Below are 26,899 nucleotides of genomic sequence, written 5' to 3'. Positions count from 1 at the left end.
TAAATGAGACAAATCATCAATTATTTCACTGACGATGACCTTTATAAGCTGACAATGTGCTGTGCTGTCATCGATAACTTCCCTCGTGCACATGTTTGTTACCAGTTTGTTGATCGTGATGACACGGTTTATCCCGATGGATTTGCGCGTGAAGTGGAACATCAGATAGAGCTTTTAGAGTCGGTTATCATCACTCAGGAGGAGATAGACTTCCTACGAAGAAAGTGCAACTATTTGCCTGAATGGTTCTTAACTTACCTACGTGGTTTCCGCTTCTCACGCGATTGGGTGAAGGTGTGGCAGACCTCGGAAGGGCACTTGCACATAGAGTTTGAAGGCTTATGGGCCGACACTATCTTGCTTGAAGTGAAGGTTCTTGCCATCGTATCAGAGCTTTTCTATATGTTTAATGAGCAAGCACAAAGTTTCGATTATCAGCTCCTCTACGATAAGACTTACCATAAGGCGGAACGCTTATTAGAGGCTGGTTGTGTCTTCTCCGACTTCGGTACGCGTCGTCGTGCCAGCTTGAAAGCAGAAGAGATAGCCGTTCGCGCGATGAAAGACTGTTATGAGAGTAAGGTGTGGAAGGGCAAGTTTGTGGGTACTAGCAATATACACCTTGCGATGAAGTATGACCTCATGCCAGTGGGTACAATGGCGCATGAATTCATCTGTGCAATAGGTGGTATGTTTGGTCCGCAGATGGCTAATTACATGGCAATGGAGGCTTGGCGCAAGACTTATAGGGGTGCTCTAGGTACTTATTTGTATGATTCTTTCGGTTGGGACATCTTCTCTTACAACTTCTCGGAAGACTTTGCTAATCAGTTCAAGGGACTTCGCATTGATTCAGGCGACAATCATGAGCAGTTGGATAAGATTATTGCTAAGTATAAATCGTTCGGTATCGATGCCCGCGACAAACAGATTCTTTTCTCCAATGCACTCGATACTGATCGTGCGATAGAGTTACAAAGCTACGCCGAAGGAAAGGTAAAACCTGCATTCGGGATAGGCACTCACTTCACCAATGACTTCCCACATGTAAAGCCCATGAACATCGTTATTAAGCTCGTTGCTGTTAAGATAACTGAGTCGTGGCCATACTATAATGACACCTGCAAGATATCGGAGGATAAGGGCAAGCATACGGGTAAGCCCGAGGTTATCAAGCGTTTTATGGAGGCGATACATTATAAGGAGTGAGGTGTATTAGATGGTTATTTCCAATCAAAATAGTACACCAAAGTAGGGACAGACGCCCTCGTCTGTCCGCCCATTTACCCTTATATGGCTTCCCGTTAGGCAACATCCCCTCCTTTGGAGGGGCTTGGGGAGGCTTTTATTTGCCGTGATTTGGCGGACAGACGAGGGTATCTGTCCCTACTTTGTGACATGTTTTTTAATCAAAGGAACGCCCCTTTCAAAATGGCGAAGGCGTTTCCTTGATACGAAGGAGGCGTTTCCTTACAATGAAGAAGGCGTTTCTTCGTATCGAAGAAACGCCCCCTTTGTTTACTAATAATAGTATCTTCCTATTCAGCAGACTCTTCTATGCGCTTCAAACCCTTCTGGTAATAAATGTAATAAAGTATTCCTGCGGTCGTTAAACCAAATGGGAAGGCATACCAAATACCCAGAAGTTGATAATTCATAACCACTCCGAAGAGGTAACCCAATGGCAATGACACGATGAAAAAGGCGATGAATGCAATCCAAATTAGTGGTTTCACAACAGCGATTCCACGCATGGCATTGGCGTAATTACTCTGCATTCCGTCGCCAAACTGGTAGATCATAAAGGGGACAATAGTCATGGATACCATCGAGATAACATCTGTATTGTCTGTAAATAAGCCTCCAATGCTATGGCGGAAGAGGAAGACAGGGATAGAGGTCGTCATCGCAAGGAGGAAAACAAGGTGTATGCCAGCTGTCGCCGTATGCCTAACTGCGGTGTAATCACGCTGTCCCATGAAGTTACTGATGCGTACCGCTACTGCTGCCGCAAGCCCATAATAAATCATATAACCCAGTTGGGAGATGGTCAACATGACCTGATGTGCAGCTAAGGCGGTTGTTCCGAACCATCCAACCATGATACTCGATAAGCTGAAAGCGGCGGTTTCCATACCCATTTGTAAGGCTAATGGCAATCCGAGAACAGTGATTTTTCTGAAGTCAGGGCGGTTTGTGTTGCCCAGACTCCAGCCCTTTCTGTATTCTTTGTACTTCTTACTAAAGAAGAAGATACCCACCATTACGATTGCCATCGCTATACGAGAAATCATCGTAGAAAGCCCTGCTCCGATCAGACCTAACTCACTCATTCCAAGGTGACCATATATGAGAACCCAGTTACCGAATATATTCATAACGTTGCCACTGATCAGTATCCACATAGCCACTCGGGTGTCTGTAATGCCATCCGTGAACTGTCGGAAGGTGTTAAACCAACATACGAAAGGAAGTGAAACAAGCTGTATGATGAAGTAAGGACGTATAAGAGGAAGAAGCTCTTTGGGCTGTCCCAAATGTTCGAGATTAGCGTATAATAACCCCATGATAGCCGATAAGAACACCGCCATACAAGTGTTAGCTGCCACCGCACTCTTCATGAGTTCGCCAATACGGTGCGTCTTTTCCTGTCCGTAAAGCGTACCGACAAGAGCCGTGATAGCGTAAGTGAAGCCCACAGCAAAGATGATTACCAACGTAAACATATTGTTGACAAATGCCGCAGCAGCCAACTCCTTGGTGCTATGATGCCCAATCATCAGGGTGTCGGCGAAGTTAAGAATGAGGTTACCTAACTGTCCGATGATGATAGGTACACCTAAATAAGTAAGGTTGCGATAGTGTGTTTCGTATCTTGAAAACTGATATGACATACTGTTGTATCCTGCTTTTATATGATTAATGGTGCAAAGGTACGAAATAAAAACGTATTGTTATGCGCTTTTATAATAATCTTCTCTCATCTAATTGAATACTGTAAGTTTTCCTCCCGTTGCTTTTCTTGGTTTGAATGAACCTTTTTCTTTTTGTAACAAAACCTATCCACTCGGTACCAGATAGGCTGGGGTAGGTACGAAAAAGAGGAAACCTGTGGGCTTCCTCTTTGTTATTTCATTTGTAAATAAGGGTTTACAAGTCGAATTTATAGCCCAGTGTAATCTGGAATACACTGTTCTTTGCTTTGTTACCTTCGTACACCTTTGTTAGCCCCCAGTTGTAACGAGCATCCAACTGGAAGTTGTTATACTCATAAGAAAGACCTACTGGGACAGAAAGGTCAAATGACTTTGCCTTGCCAGGAACGGGTATGTTACCTCCCTGTGCAGCATCAACTGAAACATCATCACTAACCTTGAAGCCTGGTTGGAGACCTAACTTCACTGCAAGACCCTTAACAACATAAACGTTAGCAGTTATTGGAACGTTGATGTAATCGAGCTTTTGTGTAATAGTAGCAAGTGGAGTCTTTGCCTTTGCACCTTGCATAGAGTAGAGTAAACCAGCACTAACTGAAACGATGTCGGTTGCTTGGTACTCACCTTCAGCACCTGCAACAAGACCTACGCGGGCGTCTGGTTTGCCGTCACCAGTTAGATTTGCAATGTTCAAACCAACCTTTGGCTGGATGTTAAAAGAACCTACTGCGTGTTGTGCGAATGTAGCTACTGATGATAACATCAGGGCTGCTACTAACATAATCTTTTTCATAATCGTTATGAATTAATTGTAAGTAAAATTGTTATCTATACTTTGTTACTTTCTTGTTAATTACTTAGTCTATTGGTTCTAACCGAACTTCTCCCTTTAAAGATACTACCTACTAATAGTGAGAGCAAAGTTATGTTTTATAAAGAAAACGGCAAATTATTTCCAATTAATAAGTGTTAAAGAAGGTATTTGGATAACATTTATCATAAAAAAAGGCGAGTATTGGAGATCAATCAACCAGCACTCACCTTATTATATATATGCTTTGAAACTTGTTTATAACGGATAGTTACAATGCTTTATGCGTTCTTTACTTCACAAGTCAAATCTTTGCCATCAGCAAACTCCTTCACACTGTTGAGTGTAGAAATGGCTATGTTGTGCAAAGCCTCCGCTGTGAAGAAAGCCTGATGAGAGGTTAGAACCACGTTAGGAACCATCAACAAGCGAGCCAATACATCGTCATCTATCATCTTATCACTTCTATCTTCATAGAAGTAGTCACGCTCTTCTTCATATACATCAAGCCCTGCGGAACCCACTTGCTTGCTACGAAGTCCCTCAATAAGATCCTCTGTGTGGATCAGTTTTCCACGCCCAGTATTGATGATCATAACGCCTTTCTTCATCTTAGCAATGCTATCCTTATTAATCAGGAACTTTGTGTCTGGCGTCAGTGGACAGTGCAGAGAAATAATGTCACTATGGGTATATAACTCGTCAAGACCAACCACTTTCACATCATACTGTTTAGCAAACTCGTGGTCAGGATACAAGTCGTAAGCCATCACATTCATACCGAAACCATGCAGGATCTTGATGAGTTCTTTTGCAATACGCCCCATTCCGATGATACCGGCAGTCTTTCCATACATGTCAAAGCCCAACAATCCGTGTAGAGTAAAGTTACCTTCACGGGTGCGATTAACGGCTCGGTAGATCTTACGATTTAGACTTAGCATGAGCGAAACAGCATACTCTGCCACTGCATGTGGTGAATAAGCAGGAACGCGCGTAACCCTTATTCGTCCCTCAGCTGCTTTAAGGTCAACGTTGTTAAAGCCTGCACATCGCAATGCAACTAACTTGACTCCATTGTTGACCAACTCATCTATCACCTTTGCATCACACTCTGCATTCACAAAGATACAAACGACATCTGCATCCTTAGCAAGTGGTACCGTGCTAATACTCAGGCGTTCCTGATAATAGCGAATATCGAAGTTATAGTCCTTGTTAACTGCGTTGAACGACTCTATATCGTATGACTTTGCGTCGAAGAAAGCGATTCTTAATGCCATGTATCCTAAATATTATAATTGTTATGAGTGTTTGATAAAATTCTTATCAGCCTTTTCTCTTATTGAAACAATGCAAAGGTACGCATAAATTGTAATATTTGCAAGTGTTGGACTATAATTCATTTCATTAATAGATATGGGTCAAGTGGGCTGCTCCTTATCGTGCCTTACAGCCTACTTGACCTCCCTTTCGTTACATTGTACAATCTATTCCAACTCTTTTTTACTAAGCTTTGTTGCAAGAATAAAGTAGAATATAAGCGCAATGTAAGCAACAAGTGACAGAAGTTCAGATAGATGATTTTCCCACCAAGTAGCATATTGGAACTCAATACCGCCAAACTTCAGTAGGGCAGAGATAACTCCCATCAATGCTCCACCGGCAATAAAGCCTGAAGCTATTAGTGTTCCCTTCTCGCCTCTCGCCTTGTTGATCGTTTCTTCCTTAGAACGACTTGTGACATACCAGTTAATTGCTCCACCAACTAATAATGGAATATTCAATTCAAGTGGGATGAACATACCTAAAGCGAAGGCAAGGGCAGGAACTTTGCATCGGTCTAATACTAAAGCGATGACTGCACCAATAGCATAAAGAATCCAAGGCGCACCTTGACCGCTCATCAAAGGTTTGATAACTGCTGCCATAGCATTTGCTTGAGGAGCAGCTAATTTACCCGAAGTGAAGCCATAAGTCTTATTTAATACGATCATAACACCAGCTACCGTTGCGGCTGAAATGATGGTTCCGAGGAACTTCCATGTCTCTTGTTTCTTAGGAGTTGTTCCAAGCCAATAGCCAATCTTTAAGTCAGTAATAAACGATCCAGCCATTGATAACGCTGTACAAACAACTCCGCCCATAAGTAACGCTGCCAACATACCAGCATTCCCTTTCAATCCAACGGCAACCATGACCACAGATGCTAAGATAAGCGTCATAAGTGTCATACCAGATACAGGATTACTTCCGACAATTGCAATCGCATTAGCTGCAACTGTTGTGAAAAGGAAGGCAATGATTGTTACGAGAATAATACCCACAACAGCGTGGAGTAGGTTGAAATTCATTACTCCGAAATAGAAGAATAAGAAGGTAATAATAAGCGTTGCGATACTTCCAAAGGCTATAATCTTAAAGGAAATATCTCTTTGAGTGCGTAACACTTCTGCCTGATCGCCGCCTTTGCCCTTCATTTCCCGAGCGGCTAAGCCAACTGCACTCTTAATGATACCCCAAGACTTTACAATTCCAATGATTCCTGACATTGCGATACCGCCAATACCAATTGAGCGAGCGTATGCTTTGAAGATTGCTTCAGGTGCCATTTGCCCGACGGCAGTAGTGATTGTTGGATCCCATTGGTTCAAAACCGTGTCAGGGAATAGGAGAGCCATACCAGGAACTATAAGCCACCAAACAGCAAGTGAGCCTAAGCAGATGATGAAAGCATATTTAAGTCCGATGATATAACCCAGACCTAACACAGCCGCACCCGTATTTACCTTGAAAACCAGCTTAGCTTTATCGGCAATCGTCTCGCCGATTCCAATCATTCTACTTGTTACATTCTCATTCCAGAAACCAAAAGTTGCAACAATGAAATCGTATAAACCACCAACAAGTCCCGCAAGAAGTAATGGTTTTGCCTGACTGCCTCCTTTCTCTCCACTAACAAGAACCTGTGTCGTAGCCGTCGCTTCAGGGAAAGGATACTTGCCATGTTGGTCTTTCACAAAGTACTTTCGGAAAGGAATTAGGAATAAAATGCCCAAAACGCCACCCAAAGCTGCTGCAATAAATATCTTGAGAAAGTCGGCTTGCAGATCCAACATATAGATAGCTGGCATAACAAATATGCCACCCGCTACTACTGCTCCCGAACAAGCACCGATACTTTGGATGATAACGTTCTCTCCAAGTGCGTTCTTTCGCTTAGTGGCTGAGGACAATCCGATGGCAATAATAGCAATAGGGATGGCTGCTTCAAAGACTTGTCCAACCTTCAAACCCAGATAAGCTGCGGCTGCGGAAAACAAGACGGTCATAAGAATACCCCAAGTTATAGACCACGGACTCACTTCTCGATAAGTCTTTTGAGGAGACATGATCGGCTCATATTCCTCCCCATCCCTTAATTCTCTGAAAGCATTTTCAGGGATTTCAATGTTTTGTTCTGTTTTATTTTCCATTGTTTAATAGTATTATTTGGTTGCAAAGATAAATAAAAATCGTTTATTCGATACCAAATAAAAGCAAAATATTAACTTTGCATTCGTGAAAGAAATAGAACCGATAGCATTTTTCCGCTCACCGCTTACGTCGAAGTTTGGTATTCCTCGACAAAGCGGATTAGCCAATAACCTCGTAGGGCGCATTGTCTTTGAGAAGAAATATCAGAGGGAAGAGGCGTTACGAGGCTTAGAAGACTTCGATTACCTATGGTTAATATGGGGATTTTCAGCCAATCCTCCGTCAGATGAGATTAAGTTTACCGTTCGCCCACCACGCTTAGGAGGCAATAAACGCTTAGGTGTTTTCGCAACCCGCTCACCTTTCCGCCCTAACGGACTCGGTTTATCTTCGGTTTTTATAAAGCAGATAACCGAAGGCGAGATAGAAGTCGTTGGTGCCGACCTGATGGATGGCACGCCAATCTATGATATCAAACCCTATATTCCCTACGTTGATAGTCATCCAGAGGCTAAGGGAGGATTCACTGACAAGAAGGAATGGCAGAAACTTTCGGTGGTTATTCCCGATGATATTGCCATTCTGTTTAAATCAGACGAGCTGGCAGCCTTGAAAGAAGTCTTGGCACAAGACCCCCGTCCGCAATATCAACACGATGCGGAGCGCATTTACGTTATGCCTTTCGCTGGGAAGGAAGTACATTTCCGCGTATTTGATGACCAATTAAAGGTCGTTCGTGTGAGTCATTAAGATAGGATATTTACATTTAAAAAGCTAAAAATATGCACTACAAACGTATCATCTTTTGTATAATTTCATTCCTTTTACCCTCAATGATGCTTCATGCTCAGATAACTTTCCAGTCTCTCCACGTGGAAAAAGGAATAATAAAAGGATATTACGAGCTATCCTCCAGCGGATTATGCTATGATCGCAAGGGGCATACGATATCAATAAATGGTAAAACCTACCCATTTTATATGCGGATCGAAGATAACAGTACCATCCGTAAATGGGAGAATCCATTAGATTCGTTAGGATGGAAGGAGTTTATCAATATGGATTTTGCTTTGGATGCCCAAAGAGAAATCTATAAACGAGATTTGTATTTATCGCCGTTTGAGTATGGATATGATGGAACGCTCGTTCATTCTGCTGGTGCGCTCTATTATTCGAAGCGCAATCGCCGTAAGATTGTTGCCTGTTATTACTTTTCGGGTGATGTGATCCTCTATAAAATCAACCGATTTTGTACTAAAAAAGACGATGAAAAACTCTCGTTTATTCTAAAAAAGATGCTATCCGAACGGGAATTTGTCATATTGAAAGAGGCAAATTCGGTAAGCCACTTATCGAAAAAGGATATTTCGTTAATGGGACTTGAACCTACTGCTATTTATTCTTTTTTCTATTGCTTGGACGAATAGAAGGGTACAAATCATTGTAATGTATTAGTAGATTGGTTAGGAATATTCTTTACATTGAGTTTTTTCAATCTAGGATTTTCTAAGTAAGAATATTGGTGTAAAATCATTCAAATATCATGTTTTTCAGAAACGTATATACGTTTTTACTAAAATGTATATACGTTTTTGGTGAAACGTACCTCCGTTTTTAGTAAAACGTACCTCCGTTTTGGGTGAAATGTACCTCCGTTTTTAGTAAAATGTACCTCCGTTTTGCCTAAAACGGAGGTACGTTTTGCCAAAAATGATAGTACTTTTTGATGGAAACAATTATATAATTCTATAAGTTGCTGTATATCAATCGTTTATAAAGATGGTGCAAAACTCTCTCAAAATTCGCGTATTTGAGCGAGAATAGGGGATTGGTGAATAAAAACGCAGTTACAGCGTCGGAAATGACAATATTCTATTACAAAATTCTCGCTATATCAAATGCCCTTAAACCTATTATGATATTAGATATTTGAACCATGCAAATGGCTTGCGATGTTCTAAGTAATTGAGGTTATCCATATTCTTATATGCCTCTTTTTCAAATGATAAATTCATATAAGCGCGACCGGGAAGGGGCAAACGGATAAGCCATTCAAGCAAATACCATAGATAAAACGGGATAATGAGCATTTCAATCATCTGGCGTGTATGGATGCGTTCATGATTAATAAGCTCCTTGGTGAGAATTATCTCGGGATGAACGAAAAGAAACCCAAGAATATTGATGGCATCATAATTCTTGGGTGGGAGATATTTGGTTCTAATAATAATCATTTATTCCATTTCGATTGACTCGATGTGAGGCTTGGTTGGGGCTGGCGGAGGGGTTGGACTTGGAGAATTTGAAGGAGTTTCCGGCTCGTTGCTCCCCTCATTTGTTGATCTTGAAGCCTCGCTATGACTGCGATTGTGGCGAGTGTGACTGCGTCCGCGGATACTATTATACACCTTTTCAGCCTGCTGTTCCTCCTGTTTGTCAGTAGAATCCGTCTTGGTTGTATCTACAGGCACGGTATCAAACTTAGCCTTATTGGTCTCGGCTAAATTAGAATCTGGCTCAATCGAAGTTTGGGTATATTCCGGATCATTCTTGTGCTGACCATAATAGATGAATCCAAATGCCACAAGAAATATAGTGCCTAAGATGATAAAGATAATCATTCCGCGCCCTAAGGTCGGTTCGTCGTCATAATCTTTACGCTGATTGTTCGCACCATTCTTAAGGTTATTCTGCTCTTTATCATGCTCTTCCGTATGATTCTCTGGACTTTTCATATCTATTGTACTTCTGATTTTGGCAACAAAGGTAAGCGAAAAGGTAGAGATTCCAAAACGATTTAGGTTTTTATTCATTTGTTCTTTTCTTTTTTGTACCTTTGCAATCGAATTTAATAGATATTATTCTGAAAATAGATATGAAGAAGTATTTAATAATCATTTGTTTCCTTACTTGTTGGCTGGGTGCATCTGCGCAAAATCTTCGTGAGGTTTGGATTAATATGCCCGATACAATCTCTCCTTATTTGAATAAGAATTTGCGAACAGAGTTAGTCGATGATGTGAAAATGGGCGTTGAGCCTGCGGTAAAGAATCTATTGGATGATACGACACGGATAGACCGAATAACGAAAGATTATATGCTTGTGAGGCTGAGCGATGCGAGCTCTATGGAGATAAAGTTATTAGATAATTCGACTATTGCGCTGATTCAGACTTGGAATGCTCCTGTCGCAGAGAGTAAATTGACCTTGTTTAATCAGCAATGGCAACCACGGGGGACGGTAATTCTTCCTCAAGAAACGATTGAAAAACCAGACACAATAACTGAAACTAAGTTTAACGATATAAAATCTTTAATGACTCCTTGCTTGAGAGAATTGCATTTTAATGCAGATGATAACTCTTTAATTGTAAGCTATGACTATCCGCTTCTGTCGAAAGATGAGAGAAATAGAGTGAAAGCCTATCGCAAACCAGTGATTTTGCATTGGTCGGGAAAAGATTTTCGTTAGTAAAAATGATTGAAGATTTGGTGGTTTCTTAGAAAGTTACTACTTTTGTCGGCACAAAATTAATAGCTGAAGACATGAATTTGAAGGTACGTTTGGCCTTAATGAACTTCTTGGAGTTCGCAGTTTGGGGAGCCTATTTGACTTCTATGGGGCGTTATTTGGGGAATATTGGTATTGGTTCGGAAATAGGTTGGTTCTATTCTATGCAAGGTATAGTGTCAATATTCATGCCTGCCTTGATGGGAATTGTAGCTGACCGATGGGTTCCAGCTCAAAGACTATTAGGTTTTTGTCATTTACTTGCTGGAGTATTCATGTTTGCCACCGCTGGTTATGGTTTGAGCGTCGGAGGAAATGCCAATTTTGCTACGATCTTTACCTTATATTCATTGTCGGTTGCTTTCTATATGCCTACGTTGGCACTGACAAATTCCGTTGCGTATAGTGCTTTAACCAATGCGGGAATGGATACAGTGAAGGACTTTCCTCCGATTCGTGTATTCGGAACGATTGGTTTTATCCTTACAATGTGGCTGGTTGATATTATGGGATTCCAAAGCAATCAGAACCAATTTATCACATCAGGCGTTGTAAGTATCATTCTTTTCCTCTATACATTTACATTACCTAACTGCGAAGTTAGTAAAGGGACGAAACAGAAGAGCTTTATTGATGCTTTCGGATTGCGTGCATTCTCTCTCTTTAAGCAAAAGAAGATGGCTATTTTCTTTATTTTCTCCATGCTATTGGGTGTAAGTCTTCAGATTACGAATAGTTTTGCTAATCCATTTTTATTTAGTTTTGGTGCTCAACCGGAATTTGCTGATAGCTTCGGCGTGCAGCATGCTAATATATTGATAAGTCTTTCGCAGATTAGTGAAACCTGTTGCATACTACTTATTCCTTTCTTTATGCGTCATTATGGTATAAAGAATGTGATGTTAATCGCAATGTTTGCTTGGGTTCTCCGATTTGGATTATTCGGAGTTGGTAATCCGGGCTTCCCTGGAATCTTATTGTTCGTACTTTCAATGATAGTTTATGGTGTGGCTTTCGACTTCTTTAATATCTCGGGGTCATTATTCGTTGATAATAGTACCGAACCTTCTATCCGGTCTTCTGCACAAGGACTATTCATGTTGATGACAAATGGCGTTGGTGCAACGATAGGAACGCTGGCAGCTCAGGCGATTGTAAATGTCTATACTCATCCACAGGCAGTTGGTTCGGATACATTGACAGTCGGTGATTGGTCATCCTGTTGGTTCATCTTTGCTGGTTATGCTTTCGTTGTAGGTGTTTGCTTTGCACTGATATTCCGTCCGAAGAAAGCTAAATGAATTGAATACTATTAGATGGGTAAAGTTCAATTAATACATGTTGGTGTTTCTCAGATTGTAGGAGGTTCAGAGTTTGGGCTTTTAGTTCTTTCTGATATGTCGGAGACTCGGCAAATAGCTATCGTCTGTGATGAACACATGGAGTATGAATTTGGACTTAGAACAGATAAAAAGGTAAATACGGAGCGATTATTACCTGAAGTGCTTTGCAGTATTAACCCATCTATGACAAGTGAGCATTATGAGATTCTCTTTAATTCAGTTGTGAATGGGCAATATAAAGCCTTACTTGTAAATAAGGATGACTTGAGTCTTACCCCTATGCGTGCTTCTGATGCTATCCTTTTAGCGTATATTGCTAAATTGAATATCTTTATGGAAGAGAACTTATTTAAACGTCAAAGCGTTGTTTGTGGTTCTACTAAGAATAAATTGGCTGTACCTATTAATACTTTGACTTTGGATATGCTGCAAAAAGCATTGGACAAAGCAATCGAAGATGAAAATTATGAGTTGGCTTCTTTATTGAGAGATGAACTAAAGCATAGAAAGACAGAAACAGAATGACAAGCATTGCCCCTTGTTATGAGGGAAATATATAGATAATGAAAGAAGTTAGATATTTCTTTGTGCCTAATGCTAATGTAGAGAAAGAACTTCCAACAGAGGAAGCTATTCATGCTTTGCGTGTTCTTCGATTGAAAGAAGGGGATGAAATCTTTTTGATGGATGGTGAAGGATCTTTCTATCAAGCAGAAGTTTCATTGGCTACATCGAAAAAGTGTTTCTATACTATCAAGCAAGTATTAAAGCAAGAACCTACTTGGTGTGGGAAAATACATTTGGCTATTGCTCCAACTAAGGATATGGGGCGTATGGAGTGGATGGTAGAGAAAGCTACAGAAATAGGTTTTGATGAGATTACCTTCTTAAATTGCAAGTTCTCTGAACGTAAGGTCTTACGTACTGATCGTATCGAAAAGATAGTTATATCGGCTGTTAAACAGAGTCATAAGGCTTGGAAACCTGTTGTAAATGATATGACTTCATTCTGTAAGTTTATAGATAATCATAAATGCAATGGGCAGAAATATATTTGTCATTGCTACTCTGAAATAGATAGAGATGATTTCTTCACTTTGATTGATACCTTCGCTCACAATGTTCAAGACATTAAGCCTTCTATTGGAAATGATATAACCGTATTAGTTGGTCCTGAAGGTGATTTCTCTATTGAGGAGGTACGTTATGCTATTGATCATGGTTTCAAGAGTGTTACTTTGGGTAACAGCCGTTTGCGTACAGAGACAGCAGGGCTTAGTGCCGTAATGATGTCACAGCTTGCACGAAGAGTATGTACTGGAGGTATATAAGACATACGATTTTGGACAGACGTGTCCAATCAATTGGACAAACGTGTCCAAGAAGCTGGACAAACGTGTCCAATCAATTGGACAGATGTGTCCAAAAGGCTGGACAAACATGTCCAACATCGTTAATACGGAATATGATGATAGGATATACTTCTCTGTGAACAAGAGCTTAGAAACATTTTCACATTGCATCATGTAGGAGTCGAATATTTTATTTATATTTGCAACATACATTTAAATAACGTTATTATTTCATTTTAATCTCTTAGCTAATTATGCAGAAAAGATTACTCTTCTTGGTTACGTTGTTATTAGCAATGACAACTTCGGTCATGGCGCAGATAACGACATCAGGAATCAGTGGCAAGGTGACGTCTCAAGGTGAAGACGTGATTGGTGCAACCGTTACAGCTACCCACTTACCATCAGGGACTATTTACAGAGCTGTGACCAACATTGATGGTCGCTACACTATTCAGGGTATGCGTGTTGGTGGACCTTACAAGATTCAAGTGGCTTATATTGGTCAAAAGACTAAGACATTTGAAAATGTAACGCTTCGTCTTGGTGAGACGGAGGATTTCTCTTGTTCGCTTCAAGATGATTCTAAGGAACTTCAAGAAGTTGTTGTAACTGGTAATGCGGGCGTCAATGGGACGAAGACGGGAGCAGCACAGAGTATCTCGTCTAAGCAAATTGCAGACATGCCAAGTATTACTCATGGTATTGCTGATGTAGCTCGTCTTAATCCTCAGCTTACGACATCAAGTAATGGTGCCATGTCATTTGCAGGTGCTAGCAATCGTTATAATTCATTTATGATTGATGGTGCGATGAATAATGACGTGTTTGGTTTAGCAGCTGATGGTTCTAATGGTGGTCAGGCTGGCACACAACCTGTATCAATGGAAACGATTGAGCAGATTCAAGTAAACGTTGCTCCATTCGATGTTCGTCAAAGTGGTTTCACTGGTGGTTCTATCAATGCTATTACTAAGTCTGGTACTAACCAGTTCCATGGTAGTGTCTATGGTTTTGGTAACAACCAAAGTCTTATCGGTCATCATTATCCCTACTCTGATGGAACAGGTTATGCACCAAAATATCAGAAACAGGAGCAGTATCAATGGGGTGTAACATTGGGTGGTCCTATTATCAAGAACAAGTTGTTCTTCTTTGTAAACTATGAGAATGCAAATAAGACTTATCCAAATCTTAATGGCTATCGTCAGGCAGGCTCACGTGTAAATCCAGATGAAGCTGATGATGTTCTTCAGAAGGTTAAGGATATGGCTCAACGTCAAGGTTTATCGTATGATGGCACCTTCGCAAACCCTGATATCTACACGAAGAGTAATAAATTAGGTGCAAAGATTGATTGGAATATCAATGACTTCAATAAGTTCTCTTTCCGTTGGAGTTATGTTGATGCTAAGCAGTTGAATGTTGTAAGTTCTTCTTCTTCTTTGAATGATGATCATTATTACTTCCCATTTACTAGCAAGACAAATTCTTTCACAGCCGAGTTACAGAGCCGTATCTCTCCTACAATAAGTAATGAGGCACGTGTAAGCTATGTACGTGTTCGCGATAAACGTAATGTTGCTTCTGCATTCCCAATGATTTCTTTGCAAGTAACTGGTGGATCAGTAAATATTGGTAACGAACGCTCTTCAATGGCTAACTCTCTTGACCAGGATATCTATACTGTAGAAGATAACTTGACTTGGTATAAGGGTAATCACACCTTTACTTTCGGTACTCATAATGAGTTCTATAAGTTTGCTAATCTCTTTATTCAGGATGCGTATGGTTCTTATAACTTCACCGATAAGGCGCATTTCGATAAGTATTATACAGACTTTATGGCTGGTACGATTGATCCAACCTATAACTACTTCCGTCAGTATCGTTATGGTGTAGCAAATGTTGATGTTACTGGTGACCCACGTTGGAAGACACCTTTCTCTGCTGGTCAGCTTGGCTTCTATGCACAAGATAAGTGGAATATAACTCCATCATTCCAGTTGACTTATGGCTTGCGTATGGAGATTCCTCTTTTCTTCAAGACTCCAACGGCTAATGAACCTTTCAATACTTATGCTGCACAGCATAATTGGAACGTTCGTACAAACCATAAACTTTCTAGTACTCCTTTGTGGAGTCCACGCGTTGGCTTCCGTTGGGATATTAATAAGGATCGTCAGTTTATTCTCCGTGGTGGATTGGGTATCTTCACAGGACGTATACCATACGTATGGATTAGTAACAACTTCGCAAAGACTGGTTTGCAGATGCAGACCTACTCTGTAAATAGCCCTAAGGGACTGGAGCTTATTCTTAATCCTAATGGACAGGAAGCTAATGCTGCTCGATTGAGAGCTGCTGGTAGTCAGGAAGTGAATGTGTTTGAAGATAAGTTCAAGTTTGCCCAGACCCTGAAAGCTAACTTAGGTTTTGATTTCCATCTCCTTGGTATTGACTGGACAGCAGAAGCCATTTACTCAAAGACTTTGAACGATATCTATTATAAGAATCTTGCTGTTGATAAGACAGGACAAACATTTGCACAGGTTACAGGTTACGAATGGGATAATCGTCCAATGTATGAGCGTACAACCAACGGCACTCCTTATTCTTATGTCTATGCACTCTACAACACAAGCAAGGGATATACAACGAGTCTTTCGCTAAAGGGTGAGAAGCATTTTAACTTCGGTCTCGATCTTATGGCAAGTTACACATGGACTCGTTCTATGAGTGTTAATAGCGGAACTTCATCTGTTGCTGGTAGTAACTGGATGTATAATGCAACTTATCGTGATGTTAATGATCCTGAACTCAGTCTTAGTGCATATAACGTTCCCCATCGTCTTCAAGCAAGTGCTTACTATCATGTAAAGTATGGTGCAAGGAAGCAATGGGAATCAACAATTGGAGTGATTTATCAAGGTCGTAGTGGTTCCCCTTACGTAATCGAAGTTTATGGTGACATGAATGGCGATGGGGCTAATGGTAACGACCTGATGTGGATTCCTACAGATGCACAGATCGATCGAATGAAGTTTGCAAGTGGCGTAAAGGTTAATAATAGTAAGGATATCTACCCATTGATTACGAAGGTTCTTGGCTCTGGCTTCAATGGAACTCTCACAGAGGCACAGCAACGTGCTTTGATGAAGCAGTGGATTGCTGATGATCCTTATATGAGTCGTCATCGTGGCGAGTATTTCAAGCGTTATGCTGATAACCTTGCTTTTGAGAATCACTTTGACGTACACCTCGCACAGAAGTATAGCTTCAAGGTTGCAGGTCAAACCAATTCTCTCGAGCTTAGCTTTGATATCATAAACGTTGGAAACCTCCTAAACAAGGATTGGGGACATACATACGGTGACGGATTCGGTCGTTACTTTAGTCCTTTCAATTATGAAGGTAATGGAGTATTCAAATTTGATGGTACACACGTTGCACGAAACTATGATACATATTATAGCCGTTGGCGTGGTCAGTTAGGCTTACGTTATACCTTCTAATAACGCATATATATAAAAAGAGCAGAGACCAAGTTTGAGTCTCTGCTTTTTTAATTATCTTTGCATCATAATTAAAACTCAAACATTATGATTATTGATTTCGATAAGATTGCTGAAAAGCATATAGAAGGTTTCAAAGGCGGGAAAGGGAAACTTGATATGCGTGCGTTTGTTGATGATAACGCTCGTATCATGTATTCAACATTGCGACCAGGTGCATGTAGTGGAAAGCATCAGCATGTTGGTACTTTTGAAGCGATGTTTGTTATTAGTGGTGAGTTGACTGTACACTATGATGATTGTACGGAGGTTGCAAGGGTGGGGCAGTTACATTATTGTCCAGAGGGGCACTTCCATTGGTTTGAGAATTGTACAGACCATGATGTCGTATATCTTGCTATTGTACCAACATTGGGATAGTAATTGCCAGTAGGGTATATACAGAATTAGCGGCAGACAGTAATGTCTACCGCTAATTCTGTATTATTTCCAATGGTTTATTCTATCCTTATTATCTTTCCATTACACCTTCAATGTAAAGACGAGTCATTTCATTTTTACCATTCGTGCGTACAGTAATGCTTTTCTTAAAGTGCCCTGCGAACTTTCCCGTACCATTATAAGTTACCTCTATGCTACCCTTCTGACCAGGAGCAATGGGACGCTTGTCGTAACGTGGGATGGTGCAACCACAACTAGCAATTACTTGATTGATTACCAATGGTGCATTACCAACGTTTGTAAAAGTGAATGTAGTCTTGTGTACTGGATCATTCTCACTGAATGTACCAAAGTCGTAACTTACCTTATCGAATTTAATTTCTGCTTGATTCTGTGCAACTGCGAAAGTTACTCCCATAACAAGTAGCAGTGTTATTAATAAGAACTTTTTCATATCGTATAACTTTTTAGTTGTTCCGTATTATTATGATGCAAAAGTAATCAGAAAGTTTATAGTTACCATGGTGTTTTACAATAATTAAGGTGGAATTATTAAATATTAGTCATCAAATTAGCATTAGAACTGAAAGTTTTGTTTGCATTCTTATATTTTTATAAGGTAACTCCTGTTTCTCATTTAAAGTTAGTATCTTTGCATAACTTTATAGTTCAGAGGATAAATATAATCAACATAATCAATTATGTATAGAACGAATACTTGTGGAGAGCTGCGCCTTTCGGATGCAGGCAAGGAAGTAACCCTAGCTGGCTGGGTACAGCGCTCGCGTAAAATGGGAGGTATGACCTTTATTGACCTCCGTGATCGCTATGGTATTACTCAGTTGGTATTTAATGAAGCTGATGATGCTAGTCTGTGTGGTGAAGCCAACAAGTTGGGACGTGAATATTGTATTCAAGTAAAAGGTATTGTTAGCGAGCGACAGAGTAAGAACAACAAGATTCCTACAGGGGATATTGAGATAATAGCAAAGGAACTGAATGTTCTTAGTCCTTCTTTGACGCCTCCTTTCACCATTGAGGATAATACTGATGGCGGTGATGATTTGCGAATGAAGTATCGCTATCTTGATCTTCGTCGTGAAGCTGTACGTAAGAATCTTGAGTTACGTCATAGAATGACAATCCTTATCCGTAATTTCCTCGATTCACAAAAGTTTATGGAGGTGGAGACTCCTATCCTTATTGGTTCTACACCAGAGGGTGCTCGCGACTTCGTTGTACCATCACGTATGACCCCTGGGCAATTCTATGCTTTACCACAGAGTCCACAAACTTTGAAGCAATTATTGATGGTAGCAGGTTTCGATCGTTACTTCCAAATTGCAAAGTGTTTCCGTGATGAGGACTTGCGTGCCGATCGTCAGCCAGAGTTTACACAGATTGATTGTGAGATGTCATTTGTAGATCAGGATGATGTTATCAATCTGTTTGAGGAAATGGCTCGTCATCTCTTCCGTGAGATTCGTGGTGTTGAACTTCCTAAGTTAGAACAGATGACATGGCATGAGGCTATGAAGCGTTTTGGTTCTGATAAACCAGACTTGCGCTTTGGAATGGAGTTCGTTGAATTGATAGATGAGTTGAAGGGTACTGGTTCTTTCTCTGTATTCGATGAAGCTAAATATATTGGCGGTATCGTCGTTCCTGGTTGTGCTGATTATAGCCGTAAACAGCTCAATGAACTTACAGATTTCGTCAAGCGTCCACAGGTTGGAGCACATGGTCTTGTATTTATCAAGTATAACACGGATGGAACAATTAAGAGTTCTATTGATAAGTTCTATACCCCCGAGCAATTACAGAAAGTAAAGGAGACAACTGGTGCCAAAGATGGTGATCTTGTTTTGATATTATCAGGTGATAATGCAAATAAGACACGTGTTCAGCTCTGTTCTCTACGTCTTGAGATGGGTGACCGCTTAGGTCTACGTGATAAGAATGTATTCAAGTGCTTATGGATTATTGACTTCCCATTGTTTGAATGGAGCGATGAAGAGCAACGTCTTATGGCTACACACCATCCGTTTACAATGCCTAATCTTGATGATATCCCATTGCTGGACGAGCATCCAGAGCAAGTACGTGCTAAGGCTTACGACTTTGTTTGCAATGGAATTGAAGTTGGTGGTGGTTCACTCCGTATCCATGATACCCAATTACAAGAGAAGATGTTTGAGGTTCTTGGCTTTACTCCAGAACGTGCAGAAGCACAATTTGGTTTCTTGATGAATGCCTTTAAGTATGGAGCACCACCTCATGCAGGTCTTGCTTTCGGTCTTGATCGTTTCGTAAGTATCCTTGCTGGTCTTGATTCTATTCGTGATTGCATAGCATTCCCTAAGAACAATAGTGGGCGTGACGTAATGTTAGATGCACCGTCTATTATTGATCAGAAGCAATTAGATGAATTGGAACTGAAACTTGATGTCAAAGAATAGCTTAATCATTGATTTAAGTCAATAAAATAGCAATAAATGAAGTGATGTTCTCTAAGCCAACTTAGTTTATGTAAAAAGTATTTGATACTTCAAGAAATTTGATGTATTTTTGTAGGCAAATACTAATAAATTGTGATTTGGTCAATTTAATTGAGACTTTAATTTTATAAGATTATGACTGAAAAGAAAGAAGTTAAGGCTGCAACTAAGGCAGTAAAGAAAGCCACTACCAAGAAGTCTGCTACAAAGGCAACAGCCACTGTAGTTTCTATCAACGAGGTAAATGTTGGTTACAGGGCAGGTGATGTTTATAACACGCTTGCAGCAGAGGCGAAGGCTTTAAGCGTAGCAGAGATTGCAAAGGCAGCTAAGATCTCAACTGAAGAAGTTTATTTGGGAATTGGTTGGCTTTTAAAAGAAGGAAAAGTTAAGGATGAAGGGAATAAGGTTACATTAGCCTAATCCGACATATTAACGATAGAATAGAAAGGGAGCCGTATGAAAAGTATATTGACTCCCTTTTTTATATGCAATACGATAAAGAAATAATTCGAGTGCTTGTAGAAGCTGGTGACGAGGGACTTTCTGTTTGGAAAATCTCTCACCATGTTTATAATGCTTGTAACTCTCTATTTCATCCGATCGTACAGGAAGATGTCCGCAAGTATGTGCAAAGCTATCTTCTGAGGAATAGTAAATTACCAACTTCCTTAATCGAAAGAATCAGAAAAGGAACATACCGTCTCAATATAAGCAATAGCTTTTCACAGCAATTCATACTTCAATTTCGCGATGAGAAAGAGGATAATGTAGAGGAAAAGCCCCAGAAAGACCAAAGCCTTTCTCTGTTTTAAATGGTTTATATTGCTATACTTTGCGACAATAGTGTTTTTACATTTGAATAGATGCCTTCCTCGACTTGAGTAAAGCCTTCCCTTGATAGTAGATAAGCCCTCCCTCCTTTTAAGGAATATTCTACCATCATCTACCAGATAAACAAGAAAAAGCCTTGATAAAGCTGGGCATTAAGTTTTTTATTTGTATATTTGCAATTATATTAATTTAAGCAGCAATCTATGGCACAATCAAATAATCATTTAGTTATTATGGCTGGCGGAGTTGGTAGTCGATTCTGGCCAATGAGTACAACGGAACATCCAAAACAGTTTATTGATGTATTGGGCGTGGGACAAACTCTATTACAATTGACTTATGATCGCTTTTCGGGTGTTGTCCCTTCTGATAATGTTTGGGTAGTAACCAATCAGAAGTATGTGGATTTAGTCCATGAACAATTACCTGAGATGCCATTGAATCATATTCTAAGTGAGCCTTGTCGCCGTAACACAGCTCCCTGCATTGCGTATGTTAGTTGGCGTATTAAGAAGGAAAATCCCAAGGCAAACATCGTTGTTTCTCCAAGTGATCATGTTGTTATGGATAACACCGAGTTCCGAAGAGTGGTAACAAACTGTATGAAATTTACCGCGGAAACGGATGCTATAGTGACATTAGGAATGAAACCGACGCGCCCAGAAACCGGATATGGCTATATTCAAGCAGATCTTTCAACGGCTTCTGCACGTAATAAGGAGATATATCGTGTTGATCATTTCCGTGAGAAACCCGATTTAGAGACGGCAGAACGCTATATTCGGCAGAATAATTTCTTCTGGAATGCAGGTATTTTTATTTGGAGTGCATCTACAATCGTAAATGCTTTCCGCATCTATCAACCCAGCATTGCGCGTATTTTTGAGCAGATAATGAATGTTCTTGGAACATCCGAGGAGCAACGAGTTATTGATGAGGTATATCCTGAATGCGAAAATATATCTGTTGACTATGCAATTATGGAACGAGCAGAGGAGATTTTCGTCTGTCCTGCATCTTTTGGCTGGAGCGATCTTGGCACATGGGGCTCACTGATGGCACAAAGCCAGCGAGATTTATATGGAAATGCAATTATAGGTAATGAAATTCATCTCTTCGATAGTCGTAATTGTATTGTCCATACCACCGAAGAACGCAAGGTCGTTATTCAAGGCTTGGATGGCTATATCGTTGCGGAACAAGGGGGGAAATTGCTTATTTGTAAGCTCTCTGAAGAACAAAGGTTGAAGCAATTTACGGGAGAAGGGTAATCTCATTCCCCCTTTTGATAGCCATTGATTGTTTATATCCACATATTATCTTCATGTAATGTGTGGATATATTAGTATTTCAAAGTTCCTATGACGTTTCTTTCTAAGATAATATTTTCCATTTGTTTCGTTCATTCCCTCACTTCTTTCGCCCAAACGTCGAAGTTAGTAAGGATGAATCCCCAACATTATTTCCATCATAATCTGCCAAAGGGCAATTACAGTGGCTTGACTTCTTTAGGAAATGAAACTTATGCAGTGGTATCAGACAAGGCTCCTAAGAGTGGGTTCTTCGTGTTTCATATACAGATTGACCATCAGACGGGCGATATTCTGGACATAACTTCAGATGGTTTCCGCCCTTCTTCTGACGCAAATCAGGATGAAGAGGGGATTGCATTCTTTCCCAAAGACAGTACGATTTTCATTTCCCGTGAGGGCGATAATGCCATTTTAGAGTATGCGATGGATGGACATCTGACGGGGAAAAGATTAAAAATCCCCGCTACTTTCAAAGATATTACCCATCAATATGGCTTTGAAGCATTGACTTATAACAAGCAAACGCACCTGTTCTGGACAACTTCTGAGAGCACCTTAAAGCTGGATGGTGTGCAAGCCAATGCTCAGAATCAGGTTAATAATCGCTTGCGGCTACAAAGTTTCGATGAAGATTTCATGCCTCAAGCGCAATTTGCTTACCTGATGGACAAACCAATCTCGCATAAGAGTGCTTCCAATTATGCGATGGGCGTACCAGCTTTGACCGCATTAGATGATGGAAAGCTATTAGTCTTAGAGCGCGAGTTCCTTGTAACATCGGGTAAATTAGGGTCGTTTGTGAGCAATAAGATCTATTGCGTCGATCCTCTTTCCGCCGATTCTATTCCGTCAAATGCCCCACTTCAAGCTGCTTCTCCCTATCTTCAGAAGACATTGATAGCAGAATGGAAGACCTCCTTAACGCTATTCCGACAAGATTTAGCGAACTATGAAGGGATGTGCCTCGGTTCAAAACTGTCTGACGGAAGCCAAGTCCTTATCCTTTGTGCCGATAGTCAGAATCAATATGGCGGAGTTTTGAGAGATTGGTTCCGCACGATTGTCATACGATGATAATGCATTGCATAAAAACAGAAAGCCACGGGCAAGTGCTCGTGGCTTTCGTCTTTCTGGATTGAATGGTTTTCAACCAACTTGAGGTCCTGACTCCTCATTCTCTTTCTTGTTCTCTTTTGGTTTTTTCTTGCCTTTCACCTTCTCCTGTGGAGCTACTCGGAAGAACTCAATACCCTTGAGTTGGCGGAACTCCTGTGTAGGAGTGAAGAGAATCTGCGTTCGAGAGATGCACTCCGAAGGCTTGAAATCTTCTTCTTTCAACACAGATTTTGAGGTGAATGTGGGTCGGAACGTACCGATTGGTCCCCCGTCGACAATGTAACCTCTCGAACAAAGTTCGTTTAACACTTTGCGGAAACGATAGAATACAGCCGCAATGTCAGCTTGACCAACGGTTGAATCGTCCGCCATGCGATCACATAGTTCATCAAAAGTGATGTGATGTTTCTGACAAACAGGGTGAGCAATGAAGACATCTTTGCCTTTTAATTTACCCATGTTGACCGTTCTCTTGGTTAGTGAAAAATCCATAAGCTAAATGGTTTTTTAATGTGTTTTAAATAAATTAGAGTGGGGTATCTGCACACTTCACAGTACTTACACTCAGATTGTATGGCGCAAATATAATGAAAATATTTTATTAAAACAATAAATCGAAGCTATTTTTTTGATTGTTTTTATATCCTTATTTTCAATAAGCAATCTGACTTTTGTAAATATTGTATATTGCTTTCTAAAAAATCGTACCTCCGTTTTAGTAAAAACGTACCTCCGTTTTGATGAAAACGTACCTCCGTTTTTGGTAAAATGTACCTCCGTTTTTTGGGGATTTATTATTGGCTTTGTATTGTGCTGATAATCAATGATTTACAAAGGTACGTAAAAGGGGCTAAAAACGGGTGATTTTCATGTGCAGAATGACAAAAAAAGAGAGTAGGAATTAAGCCTGCTATTCGCTAATAAGCCTAATTCCTACTCGGATATTGTTAGGTAAAATTAGTTTACTTTTTCCTCAATTCCTCCAAACTTGCTTTGAGAGCTGCAATCTTTTCTTCGGAATCGCTTTGCTTTTTGCGCTCACGTTCGATGACTGCCGCAGGGGCATGAGAAACAAAATTCTCGTTAGATAGTTTCTTCTTGATGCCAGCGAGGAAGCCTTCCAGATGGTTGAGTTCTTTCTCTTGCTTTTCGATTTCGGCTGCAACATCAATCAAATCGCCAACAGGTACGGCAAAACTGTCCGTTCCGACCATGAAGCCTGATGCGTCGCTGGGCTTCTCTGCCACCACTTCGATTGTCTTTAAGTTCGCCATCTTATGGATTACGCTGTTGTATGCCTCGTAGTTATTTTGCCCAATGGCATTGAGTTCGAGTTCAACCTTAGGTGCGATATTCTTCTGATTGCGCACCGTTCTGACACCGCCGACGATTGCTTTCACCTGTTCTATGTCTTCGATTAACCGCTCTTCGTCCTTGGTTGGAGCTGGGAGTTTCAGTTCATCGCACATAATGCTCTCGCTGTCTTTGCGGTCATAGATGTGCTGCCATAGCTCTTCGGTGATGAAAGGCATGAAGGGGTGGAGCATCTTTAACAAAGAATTGAAGAAACGGAGCGTTGCATCGTAGGTCACTTTGTCGATAGGTTTGCCATATTCTGGCTTAATCATCTCCAAGTACCAGCTTGAAAACTCGTCCCAGAAGAGGCGATAGACCGTCATCAATGCCTCGGAAATACGATAGCTCTTGAATTGTTCGTCCATCTCTTTGTTCACAGCTTTCAGTTTGGCATCGAACCATTCAACGGCGATTCGGCTTGCTTGTGGCTGTTCAATATCGGCAGTTTGCCAACCTTGTACGAGGCGGAAGGCATTCCAAATCTTGTTATTGAAGTTACGTCCTTGCTCACAGAGCGTCTCATCGAAGAGAATATCATTGCCGGCTGGGGCTGAAAGCATCATACCCATACGGACGCCATCGGCACCATATTTCTCGATAAGCATAATCGGGTCAGGCGAATTACCAAGACTTTTGCTCATCTTCCGCCCGAGCTTATCGCGCACAATACCCGTGAAATAAACGTGCTTGAATGGGAATTTACCACGATATTCATAGCCTGCCATGATCATTCGTGCCACCCAGAAGAAGATAATGTCTGGACCTGTCACGAGATCGCTCGTAGGGTAGTAGTAGTTTATTTCCTCATTATCGGGGTTGTTAATGCCATCAAACACAGAGATTGGCCATAACCAACTGGAGAACCATGTGTCCATGCAGTCGCTTTCCTGCTCTAAATCGGCTGCAGTTACGTTAGGATTCTTCTCTTTTGCAAGTTTCAATGCCTCGTCTGCGGTCTCTGCAACGACTATTGCGTTCTTACCTTCTGCGTCCTTGAAATAGTAAGCAGGGATGCGATGCCCCCACCAAAGTTGGCGACTGATACACCAGTCTTTGATGTTTTCAAGCCAGTGGCGATAGGTGTTTTTATATTTCTTTGGATAGAACTCTATCTCATCGTCCATGACTGGAGCGAGCGCAATGTCGGCAAAGTGCTGCATTTTGAGGAACCATTGTGTGGAGAGTTTCGGCTCGATGGGTACGTTGGTACGCTCCGAGAAGCCTACTTTATTGTCATAGTCTTCTACCTTTTCCATCAAACCAGCCGCCTCTAAGTCCTTAGATATCTGCTTGCGCACGTCCATTCTATCTTGACCTACATACAAACCAGCCGCTTCGGAGATGGTTCCGTTATCATTGAAGATGTCGATTGTCTCTAATCCATGCTTCAAACCGAGCGCATGGTCATTGACATCGTGTGCAGGAGTAACCTTCAAACAACCTGTTCCGAACTGAATATCTACGTATGAATCCTCAATAACCGGGATTACGCGGTTAACCAATGGTACGATGACATGCAAACCTTTGAGCCATGTGTTCTTCACATCTTCTGGATTAATGCACATAGCCGAATCGCCCATAATCGTTTCAGGGCGGGTTGTTGCAACCACAGCGTAGTAACCTTTCTCATCTTTGTGCATTACATTGCCCTCGTCTTTACGCTCCACTTTAGCCTGATCGTCGGCAGCAACATAATATTTAAGGTGATAAAGTTTAGAGTGTTCGTCCTTATAAATCACCTCCTCGTCCGATAGAGCAGTCTGTGCCTGTGGGTCCCAATTAACCATTCGCACGCCACGATAGATATAACCTTTATTATATAAGTCGCAGAATACCTTAATAACACTCTTACTTCTGGTGTCGTCCATGGTGAAAGCAGTACGATCCCAATCGCAAGAGCAGCCCAAACGGCGCAACTGTTTCAGGATAATACCACCATGCTCATGCGTCCAATCCCACGCATGCTCAAGGAATTGTTCACGGGTGAGATCTGTCTTTTTGATACCTTCTTGCGCCAACTTGTTTACAACCTTTGCTTCGGTGGCGATACTTGCATGGTCAGTACCTGGAACCCAGCAAGCATTTTTACCCTCCATGCGCGCACGTCTTACAAGAATGTCCTGAATAGTGTTGTTAAGCATGTGTCCCATGTGGAGTACACCAGTAACATTTGGTGGTGGAATCACCACAGTATAAGGCTCACGCCCATCAGGTTTAGAACTAAATAGCTTATTGTCCAGCCAATACTGGTACCATTTTGATTCCACAACCTGTGGATCATACTTGCTTGCTAATTCCATTGTTTCATATATTTTTTTATTCTTTATTATCATAAAATGCGGTGCAAAAGTACAAAAAATCCGCTTAAATAGTGTATCTTTGCAACGATAATAGTA

23 protein-coding genes are annotated in these 26,899 nt (G+C 40.9%); 14 read left to right on the top strand and 9 right to left on the bottom strand.

Annotated features, from left to right (window positions below; translation table 11 throughout):
- Window positions 1-3 precede the first annotated feature (3 nt).
- Entirely contained in the window at window positions 4-1,209 is a 1,206-nt protein-coding gene (gene pncB / locus J5A55_RS12090; RefSeq protein WP_004382014.1) for a nicotinate phosphoribosyltransferase, read from the top strand.
- A gap of 329 nt (window positions 1,210-1,538) precedes the next feature.
- Here pncB and J5A55_RS12085 read toward each other — a convergent pair whose 3' ends face one another.
- From J5A55_RS12085 to J5A55_RS12070, 4 genes are all read right to left on the bottom strand, one after another.
- Complete coding sequence (locus J5A55_RS12085) at window positions 1,539-2,894, bottom strand: MATE family efflux transporter (RefSeq protein WP_004382017.1); 1,356 nt, start codon at window positions 2,892-2,894, stop codon at window positions 1,539-1,541.
- Between the two features lie 256 nt (window positions 2,895-3,150).
- Window positions 3,151-3,729 carry a porin family protein gene (locus J5A55_RS12080; protein WP_004382018.1) on the bottom strand — a complete coding sequence of 193 codons (579 nt, stop codon included), beginning with the start codon at window positions 3,727-3,729 and terminating at the stop codon, window positions 3,151-3,153.
- A gap of 299 nt (window positions 3,730-4,028) precedes the next feature.
- Window positions 4,029-5,030: a 2-hydroxyacid dehydrogenase gene (locus tag J5A55_RS12075; RefSeq protein WP_004382020.1), complete on the bottom strand. Its 1,002-nt coding sequence runs from the start codon at window positions 5,028-5,030 to the stop codon at window positions 4,029-4,031.
- A gap of 207 nt (window positions 5,031-5,237) precedes the next feature.
- Window positions 5,238-7,223, bottom strand: a complete 1,986-nt coding sequence (locus tag J5A55_RS12070; RefSeq protein WP_004382021.1) for an OPT family oligopeptide transporter — start codon at window positions 7,221-7,223, stop codon at window positions 5,238-5,240.
- An 85-nt stretch (window positions 7,224-7,308) separates the two neighbouring features.
- On the opposite strand from J5A55_RS12070, the gene tsaA reads away from it, so the two are divergent.
- Together tsaA and J5A55_RS12060 are read left to right on the top strand one after the other, a co-directional pair.
- Window positions 7,309-7,974: a tRNA (N6-threonylcarbamoyladenosine(37)-N6)-methyltransferase TrmO gene (tsaA, locus tag J5A55_RS12065; protein ID WP_004382022.1), complete on the top strand. Its 666-nt coding sequence runs from the start codon at window positions 7,309-7,311 to the stop codon at window positions 7,972-7,974.
- A gap of 230 nt (window positions 7,975-8,204) precedes the next feature.
- Complete coding sequence (locus J5A55_RS12060; protein ID WP_249118610.1) at window positions 8,205-8,651, top strand: hypothetical protein; 447 nt, start codon at window positions 8,205-8,207, stop codon at window positions 8,649-8,651.
- 486 nt (window positions 8,652-9,137) lie between these two features.
- Here the strand turns inward: J5A55_RS12060 and J5A55_RS12055 are convergent, their stop codons facing one another.
- Window positions 9,138-9,458 carry a hypothetical protein gene (locus J5A55_RS12055; protein ID WP_004382024.1) on the bottom strand — a complete coding sequence of 107 codons (321 nt, stop codon included), beginning with the start codon at window positions 9,456-9,458 and terminating at the stop codon, window positions 9,138-9,140.
- Window positions 9,459-10,037, bottom strand: coding sequence for a hypothetical protein (locus J5A55_RS12050; protein WP_004382025.1), 579 nt, complete (start codon window positions 10,035-10,037; stop codon window positions 9,459-9,461).
- Between the two features lie 62 nt (window positions 10,038-10,099).
- Between J5A55_RS12050 and J5A55_RS12045 the strand changes: the two genes are divergently transcribed.
- The 6 genes from J5A55_RS12045 (at window position 10,100) to J5A55_RS12020 (ending at window position 17,365) form a co-directional block, all read left to right on the top strand.
- Window positions 10,100-10,696, top strand: coding sequence for a DUF3256 family protein (locus J5A55_RS12045; RefSeq protein WP_004382026.1), 597 nt, complete (start codon window positions 10,100-10,102; stop codon window positions 10,694-10,696).
- A gap of 74 nt (window positions 10,697-10,770) precedes the next feature.
- Window positions 10,771-12,036 (top strand): nucleoside permease, encoded by a 1,266-nt coding sequence (locus J5A55_RS12040; RefSeq protein WP_004382027.1) that lies wholly within the window; start codon window positions 10,771-10,773, stop codon window positions 12,034-12,036.
- A gap of 15 nt (window positions 12,037-12,051) precedes the next feature.
- On the top strand, window positions 12,052-12,603 hold the full coding sequence (locus tag J5A55_RS12035; RefSeq protein ID WP_004382028.1) for a UvrB/UvrC motif-containing protein: 552 nt from the start codon (window positions 12,052-12,054) through the stop codon (window positions 12,601-12,603).
- A gap of 38 nt (window positions 12,604-12,641) precedes the next feature.
- Window positions 12,642-13,409: an RsmE family RNA methyltransferase gene (locus J5A55_RS12030; protein ID WP_004382029.1), complete on the top strand. Its 768-nt coding sequence runs from the start codon at window positions 12,642-12,644 to the stop codon at window positions 13,407-13,409.
- Between the two features lie 275 nt (window positions 13,410-13,684).
- The gene (locus J5A55_RS12025; protein WP_004382030.1) at window positions 13,685-16,945 is read left to right on the top strand and encodes a TonB-dependent receptor; all 3,261 of its coding nucleotides are present in this window, start codon (window positions 13,685-13,687) and stop codon (window positions 16,943-16,945) included.
- 87 nt (window positions 16,946-17,032) lie between these two features.
- On the top strand, window positions 17,033-17,365 hold the full coding sequence (locus J5A55_RS12020; RefSeq protein WP_004382031.1) for a cupin domain-containing protein: 333 nt from the start codon (window positions 17,033-17,035) through the stop codon (window positions 17,363-17,365).
- Window positions 17,366-17,456: 91 nt separating this feature from the next.
- Here J5A55_RS12020 and J5A55_RS12015 read toward each other — a convergent pair whose 3' ends face one another.
- On the bottom strand, window positions 17,457-17,840 hold the full coding sequence (locus J5A55_RS12015; protein ID WP_004382032.1) for a DUF1573 domain-containing protein: 384 nt from the start codon (window positions 17,838-17,840) through the stop codon (window positions 17,457-17,459).
- A 247-nt stretch (window positions 17,841-18,087) separates the two neighbouring features.
- On the opposite strand from J5A55_RS12015, the gene aspS reads away from it, so the two are divergent.
- From aspS to J5A55_RS11990, 5 genes are all read left to right on the top strand, one after another.
- On the top strand, window positions 18,088-19,845 hold the full coding sequence (gene aspS, locus J5A55_RS12010; protein ID WP_004382033.1) for an aspartate--tRNA ligase: 1,758 nt from the start codon (window positions 18,088-18,090) through the stop codon (window positions 19,843-19,845).
- Between the two features lie 174 nt (window positions 19,846-20,019).
- Entirely contained in the window at window positions 20,020-20,307 is a 288-nt protein-coding gene (locus J5A55_RS12005) for a winged helix-turn-helix domain-containing protein (RefSeq protein ID WP_004382034.1), read from the top strand.
- Window positions 20,308-20,372: 65 nt separating this feature from the next.
- Complete coding sequence (locus J5A55_RS12000; protein WP_004382035.1) at window positions 20,373-20,699, top strand: hypothetical protein; 327 nt, start codon at window positions 20,373-20,375, stop codon at window positions 20,697-20,699.
- Window positions 20,700-20,921: 222 nt separating this feature from the next.
- Window positions 20,922-21,989, top strand: coding sequence for a mannose-1-phosphate guanylyltransferase (locus J5A55_RS11995; protein ID WP_004382037.1), 1,068 nt, complete (start codon window positions 20,922-20,924; stop codon window positions 21,987-21,989).
- 90 nt (window positions 21,990-22,079) lie between these two features.
- On the top strand, window positions 22,080-23,105 hold the full coding sequence (locus J5A55_RS11990) for an esterase-like activity of phytase family protein (RefSeq protein WP_039850874.1): 1,026 nt from the start codon (window positions 22,080-22,082) through the stop codon (window positions 23,103-23,105).
- Between the two features lie 72 nt (window positions 23,106-23,177).
- On the opposite strand, the gene J5A55_RS11985 is transcribed toward J5A55_RS11990, so the two are convergent.
- Both J5A55_RS11985 and J5A55_RS11980 read right to left on the bottom strand, forming a co-directional pair.
- Window positions 23,178-23,639, bottom strand: coding sequence for an HU family DNA-binding protein (locus tag J5A55_RS11985; RefSeq protein WP_004382039.1), 462 nt, complete (start codon window positions 23,637-23,639; stop codon window positions 23,178-23,180).
- A gap of 470 nt (window positions 23,640-24,109) precedes the next feature.
- A complete protein-coding gene (locus J5A55_RS11980; RefSeq protein WP_039851056.1) occupies window positions 24,110-26,803 on the bottom strand; it encodes a valine--tRNA ligase in 2,694 nt (897 codons plus the stop codon).
- Window positions 26,804-26,899 lie beyond the last annotated feature (96 nt).

Origin of the sequence: Prevotella veroralis (genome assembly GCF_018127765.1) — a bacterium.
In the GTDB taxonomy this organism is placed as follows: Bacteria; Bacteroidota; Bacteroidia; order Bacteroidales; family Bacteroidaceae; genus Prevotella; species Prevotella veroralis.
This window is presented reverse-complemented; position numbering and strand designations above follow the sequence as displayed.

Bases quoted from the DNA above. Each gene is read 5' to 3' on its own strand.
- J5A55_RS11995 (WP_004382037.1), top strand. From the start codon at position 20,922: ATGGCACAATCAAATAATCATTTAGTTATTATGGCTGGCGGAGTTGGT.
- J5A55_RS12015 (WP_004382032.1), bottom strand. From the start codon at position 17,840: ATGAAAAAGTTCTTATTAATAACACTGCTACTTGTTATGGGAGTAACT.
- pncB (WP_004382014.1), top strand. From the start codon at position 4: ATGAGACAAATCATCAATTATTTCACTGACGATGACCTTTATAAGCTG.
- J5A55_RS12080 (WP_004382018.1), bottom strand. From the start codon at position 3,729: ATGAAAAAGATTATGTTAGTAGCAGCCCTGATGTTATCATCAGTAGCT.
- J5A55_RS12005 (WP_004382034.1), top strand. From the start codon at position 20,020: ATGACTGAAAAGAAAGAAGTTAAGGCTGCAACTAAGGCAGTAAAGAAA.
- J5A55_RS12030 (WP_004382029.1), top strand. From the start codon at position 12,642: ATGAAAGAAGTTAGATATTTCTTTGTGCCTAATGCTAATGTAGAGAAA.
- J5A55_RS12060 (WP_249118610.1), top strand. From the start codon at position 8,205: ATGCGGATCGAAGATAACAGTACCATCCGTAAATGGGAGAATCCATTA.
- aspS (WP_004382033.1), top strand. From the start codon at position 18,088: ATGTATAGAACGAATACTTGTGGAGAGCTGCGCCTTTCGGATGCAGGC.
- J5A55_RS12025 (WP_004382030.1), top strand. From the start codon at position 13,685: ATGCAGAAAAGATTACTCTTCTTGGTTACGTTGTTATTAGCAATGACA.
- J5A55_RS11980 (WP_039851056.1), bottom strand. From the start codon at position 26,803: ATGGAATTAGCAAGCAAGTATGATCCACAGGTTGTGGAATCAAAATGG.
- J5A55_RS12035 (WP_004382028.1), top strand. From the start codon at position 12,052: ATGGGTAAAGTTCAATTAATACATGTTGGTGTTTCTCAGATTGTAGGA.
- J5A55_RS12045 (WP_004382026.1), top strand. From the start codon at position 10,100: ATGAAGAAGTATTTAATAATCATTTGTTTCCTTACTTGTTGGCTGGGT.
- J5A55_RS12075 (WP_004382020.1), bottom strand. From the start codon at position 5,030: ATGGCATTAAGAATCGCTTTCTTCGACGCAAAGTCATACGATATAGAG.
- J5A55_RS12040 (WP_004382027.1), top strand. From the start codon at position 10,771: ATGAATTTGAAGGTACGTTTGGCCTTAATGAACTTCTTGGAGTTCGCA.
- J5A55_RS11990 (WP_039850874.1), top strand. From the start codon at position 22,080: ATGACGTTTCTTTCTAAGATAATATTTTCCATTTGTTTCGTTCATTCC.
- J5A55_RS11985 (WP_004382039.1), bottom strand. From the start codon at position 23,639: ATGGATTTTTCACTAACCAAGAGAACGGTCAACATGGGTAAATTAAAA.
- J5A55_RS12000 (WP_004382035.1), top strand. From the start codon at position 20,373: ATGCAATACGATAAAGAAATAATTCGAGTGCTTGTAGAAGCTGGTGAC.
- J5A55_RS12055 (WP_004382024.1), bottom strand. From the start codon at position 9,458: ATGATTATTATTAGAACCAAATATCTCCCACCCAAGAATTATGATGCC.
- J5A55_RS12085 (WP_004382017.1), bottom strand. From the start codon at position 2,894: ATGTCATATCAGTTTTCAAGATACGAAACACACTATCGCAACCTTACT.
- J5A55_RS12020 (WP_004382031.1), top strand. From the start codon at position 17,033: ATGATTATTGATTTCGATAAGATTGCTGAAAAGCATATAGAAGGTTTC.
- J5A55_RS12050 (WP_004382025.1), bottom strand. From the start codon at position 10,037: ATGAATAAAAACCTAAATCGTTTTGGAATCTCTACCTTTTCGCTTACC.
- J5A55_RS12070 (WP_004382021.1), bottom strand. From the start codon at position 7,223: ATGGAAAATAAAACAGAACAAAACATTGAAATCCCTGAAAATGCTTTC.